This window comes from Brevundimonas sp. CURTG3B2_SDJG (assembly GCF_057364705.1).
The window spans coordinates 1-4339 of sequence record NZ_JBNFOJ010000233.1 but is presented as its reverse complement, the minus strand read 5'-3'; the positions used below and the strand labels follow the sequence as shown (position 1 = coordinate 4339).

The 4339-nt window shown below is 71.8% G+C and carries 4 protein-coding genes; 2 read left to right on the top strand and 2 right to left on the bottom strand.

From position 1 onward, the window contains the following. Window positions 1–88: 88 nt before the first annotated feature. Together AC2W7C_RS13930 and folD are read right to left on the bottom strand one after the other, a co-directional pair. Window positions 89–646: a LemA family protein gene (locus AC2W7C_RS13930; protein WP_486001974.1), complete on the bottom strand. Its 558-nt coding sequence runs from the start codon at window positions 644–646 to the stop codon at window positions 89–91. A gap of 65 nt (window positions 647–711) precedes the next feature. Next, window positions 712–1635: a bifunctional methylenetetrahydrofolate dehydrogenase/methenyltetrahydrofolate cyclohydrolase FolD gene (gene folD / locus AC2W7C_RS13925; RefSeq protein WP_486001973.1), complete on the bottom strand. Its 924-nt coding sequence runs from the start codon at window positions 1633–1635 to the stop codon at window positions 712–714. Window positions 1636–1732: 97 nt separating this feature from the next. On the opposite strand from folD, the gene AC2W7C_RS13920 reads away from it, so the two are divergent. Continuing rightward, a complete protein-coding gene (locus AC2W7C_RS13920; RefSeq protein WP_486001972.1) occupies window positions 1733–3568 on the top strand; it encodes a PPC domain-containing protein in 1836 nt (611 codons plus the stop codon). Between the two features lie 53 nt (window positions 3569–3621). Beyond that, window positions 3622–4339: beta/alpha barrel domain-containing protein (locus tag AC2W7C_RS13915; protein WP_486001971.1), on the top strand; the 718-nt coding region annotated here is incomplete at its 3' end.

Below are 4339 nucleotides of genomic sequence, written 5' to 3'. Positions count from 1 at the left end.
CGGCGGAGGGCGCGCGCCGCCCGGGCGGGCCGGGCTTCAGGCCGTCGAAAGTTTGACATTCGGCGCGCTCTGGGCGGCCTCGGTGGCGCTAAACAGCTGCATCGGCTGGGGAGCCGCCGTGGAGGGTCTTGGCCCAGATCACGGTCGGGAAGGTGCGCAGCGAGGTGTTGTAGTCGCGGACGGCCTCGTTGTAGTCGCGCCGCGCCACCGAGATGCGGTTCTCGGTGCCCTCGAGCTGGGACTGCAGGGCCAGGAAGTTCTGGTTGGACTGCAACTGCGGATAGTTCTCGACCACCAGCAGCAGCCGCGAGAGCGCCTGGGACAGCTCGCCCTGGGCCGCCTGGTAGCGCTGGAAGGCGGCGGGATCGTTCAGGGTCTCGGGAGTCACCGTCACGCCGGTGGCCCGGGCGCGGGCCTCGATCACCTGGGTCAGGGTGGTGCGCTCCTGGATGGCGGCGCCCTGGACGGTGGCGACCAGGTTGGGCACCAGGTCGGCGCGGCGCTGGTACTGCGACTGGACGTCGGCCCAGCGGGCCTTGGCGGCCTCTTCCTTGGTCGGGATGCTGTTGATCCCGCAACCGGCGACGGCGGGCGTCATGACGACGACGGCGGCGAGGGCCGCGGTGCGAGGCGAGAACCGGATCATGAAGATCTCCTGACGGCGGGGCCTCGACTATTGGCCCGGACCGCGGCCGGTTCAAGCGCGTAGATTCACGCCTGAAGCGACTCCGGCTCCACGCCCGCGGCGCGGCAGGCGGCGATGTAGGTGTTGGCCAGCAGGCAGGCGATGGTCATGGGGCCGACGCCGCCCGGGACGGGGGTCACGCGGCCCGCCACGCCCGCGGCCTCTTCGAAGGCGACGTCTCCGACCACGCGGGTCCTGCCCTCGGCGGCCTTGGCGGGATCGCGGGACGGGACCCGGTTGATGCCGACGTCGACGACGGTCGCGCCGGGCTTGATCCAGTCGCCGCGGATCATCTCGGGCCGGCCGACGGCGGCGACCAGGATGTCGGCGGTGCGGCACAGGGCCGGCAGGTCCCGGGTGCGCGAGTGGGCGACGGTGACGGTGCAGCTCTCGCCCAGCAGCAACTGGGCCATCGGCTTGCCGACGATGTTGGAGCGGCCGACGATGACGGCGTTCAGGCCGGAGAGATCGCCCAGCTCGGCCTTCAGCAGCATCAGGCAACCCAGGGGCGTGCAGGGCACCAGGCCGGGCAGGCCGACGGCCAGGCGGCCGGCGTTGACGACGTGGAAGCCGTCGACGTCCTTGTCCGGGTCGATGGCGTCCAGGACCGCAGCGCTGTCGATGTGAGCCGGCAGGGGCAGCTGGACCAGGATCCCGTGGATGCCGGCGTCAGCGTTCAAGTCGGCGATCAGGGCCAGCAGGTCCGCCTGGGTCGTTTCGGCGGGCAGGCGGTGGGTGTCGGACCGCATGCCGGCGCGCTGGGTCGTCTCGCCCTTGTTGCGGACGTAAATCTGGCTGGCCGGGTCCTCGCCGACGATGACCACCGCCAGGCCAGGCTTCACGCCCCGCGCCTGCTCCAGCCGGGCGGCGGCGGCGGCGACGCGCTCCACCAGGCCGGCGGCGAAGGCCTTGCCGTCGATGAGGGTCGCGCGGGCGGGGTCGGCCGTCATGGGGTTCGGCTCCGGTCGTCAGGATCGTGCGGTCCGCGCGATTTACAGAGGGAGGGGTTCGGCGTCTATGATCGCGTCCGACTCCCAGGGGATATGCATGCGCCGTCACTCCGTTCTCGCCGCCGTCAGCAGTCTGGCGATCGCCTCCGCCCTGGCCGGGGCCGCCGCCGCCCAGGAGGCCCAGCCGCTGGAGGTCGGCGCCAGCGTTGAGGGCGAGATCGCCCAAGGCGATCACACCGCCCCGGACGACGCCTATCGCTACGACGTGTGGACCATCCAGGCCCGCGCCGGACAGAGGCTGGAGGCCGTGATGCGGTCCGAGGCCTTCGACGCCTTCCTGGAGGTCCGGGCGGGCGGGGACGCCGGCGATGCGCTGGCGACCGACGACGACGGCCTGGGAGAGGGCACCGACTCCCGGCTGCGGTTCACCGCCGAGCAGGACGGGACCTATGTGCTGCGCGCGCGGACCCTGTCGGGGATCGAAGGCGGCGCCTACACCCTGAGCCTGACCGAGCGTCCGCCCGCGCCGCCGGCGCCGGAGCCGGAAGCCATCAAGATCGGCGACGCCAAGACGGGCGAGCTAGGGACCGGCGATCCGGAGAGCGAGGACGGCGCGGTCTATGACGCCTGGGCCTTCACGGCCCGTCGGGGCGAGCGGATTTCCATCGCCTTGGACAGCGAGGCCTTCGATCCGGTGGTCCGGGTCGGGCGGATGCAGGGGACCGACTTCACCGAGCTGGCCATGAACGACGACGGGCCGGACGCGGGCCTGAACGCACGGCTGATGTTCTCGCCGCCCGAGGACGGCCGCTACGTCATCCGGGCGCAGTCGCTGAACGGGGCCGGCGGCGGGACCTACACCCTGACCCTGGCCCAGGGCCCGCAGCCCCCCGCGGCGCGCCGGATCGCCCTGGACGAGACGGTCGAGGGCGAGCTGACCGATCAGGACGCCAAGACCGACGCGGGCGCGCCCGTGGACGCCTACAGCTTCCAGGGCCGGGAAGGGCAGCGCGTCCGCATCGACATGAGCTCGAGCGACTTCGACACCTATGTCGAGCTGTTCGACGACGCCCGGGTCAGCCTGGCGACCGACGACGACGGGGCGGCGGAGGGCACGAACTCGCGCCTGATCTTCACCCTGCCGCGCGACGGCGAGTACGTGGTGGAGGCGCGGGCCTTCTCGTCGGCGACCGGGGACTACGCCTTCACGATCACGGAGATCCCGCCGGAGCGGGCGCCGGATCCGATCGCGTTCGGGCGGACCCTTGAGGGAGAGATCGGCGAGAACGACAGCCGCGACAACGACGACCGGGGTTTCGACGGCTATGTGTTCTCGGGCCGCGAGGGCCAGCGGATCCAGGCGATCATGCGGTCGGGTGATTTCGACACCTATCTTCAAATCGGCAAGGCGGGCGGAGATTTCACGGCTCTGGCCTCGGACGACGACGGCCTGGGCGAGGGCACCGACTCGCGCCTGAACTTCGTCCTGCCCGAGGACGGGGACTATGTGGTCCGGGCCTCGCCGCTGGGGTCGGACGGCAAGGGCCTGTATTCGCTGGAGCTGATCGACCGGGGCCAGCGGCCGCAACCCGGGACGCTGCTGGTGGGATCGACCGCCCGGGGCGTCCTGACCGAGAACGACGCCACCGCCGAGGACAACAGCTTCTACGACGCCTACCGAGTGACGCTGAAGAAGGACGAGAAACTGCTGATCGTGATGGTGTCCAACGAGGTGGACAGCTTCCTGATCGTGGGCCGGGCCAAGGAGGCGGGCGAGATCGAGGCGCTGGGCCGGGACGACGACGGACTGTCCGACACCCACGCCCGGCTGGAATGGACCGCGCCCGCGGACGGGGAATACGAGATCCGCGCCGGCACCTACCAGCAGGGCCAGACCGGGGCCTACGCCCTGATCGTCGAGAAGCAACCTTAAGGCCGGGGCGGATCGCAAGGGCGCGTCCGGACGTTCGCGAACCGGAGGGACCCATGGACGACACCGCCGCCCGCAAGGACCAGCACCTGGACGTCATCCTGTCCGGTCGGGGCCGGCACGCGCGGGAGGGGGGCTTCGACGACGTGCGCTTCGTGCATGAGGCCTTGCCGGACCTGGACCACGGCAAGATCGACCTGGGCGCCGACTTCCTGGGCCGACGGCTGAAGGCCCCGCTGCTGATCAGCGCCATGACCGGCGGGCCGGAGCGGGCCGAGGCGATCAATGCCCGGCTGGCCGAGGCGGCGCAGCATCTGGGCATCGCCCTGGCGGTGGGGTCGCAGCGCGGCGCGCTGGAGAGCGGCGGCGCGCCGGGGCTGGACATGGCGCTGCGGCTGAAGGCGCCCGACACCCCTATCCTGGCCAATATCGGCGCGGCCCAGCTGACACGCGGGTTCGGCGTGGACCAGGCGCGTCAGGTCATGGACATGGTCGCGGCCGACGCCCTGGTGGTGCACCTGAATCCGCTGCAGGAGGCCTGTCAGCCCGAGGGCGACCGCGACTGGTGGGGCGTGGGCGCCGCCCTGGAGGCCCTGGTGAAGGCCCTCGACGCTCCGGTGGTGGTCAAGGAGACGGGGGCGGGCCTGTCGGCGGCGACGGCGAAGCGGCTGGCCGAAATGGGCGTTGCCGCCATCGACGTGGCCGGGGCCGGCGGCTCGAACTGGGCCCTGGTCGAGGGCGAACGGGCCGGAAGCGAGGCCGACAGGGCTCACG

What these genes read in the sequence shown, in the direction of transcription:
- AC2W7C_RS13920 (WP_486001972.1), top strand. Translation starts at nt 1,733, where the DNA reads ATGCGCCGTCACTCCGTTCTCGCCGCCGTCAGCAGTCTGGCGATCGCC.
- folD (WP_486001973.1), bottom strand. Translation starts at nt 1,635, where the DNA reads ATGACGGCCGACCCCGCCCGCGCGACCCTCATCGACGGCAAGGCCTTC.
- AC2W7C_RS13930 (WP_486001974.1), bottom strand. Translation starts at nt 646, where the DNA reads ATGATCCGGTTCTCGCCTCGCACCGCGGCCCTCGCCGCCGTCGTCGTC.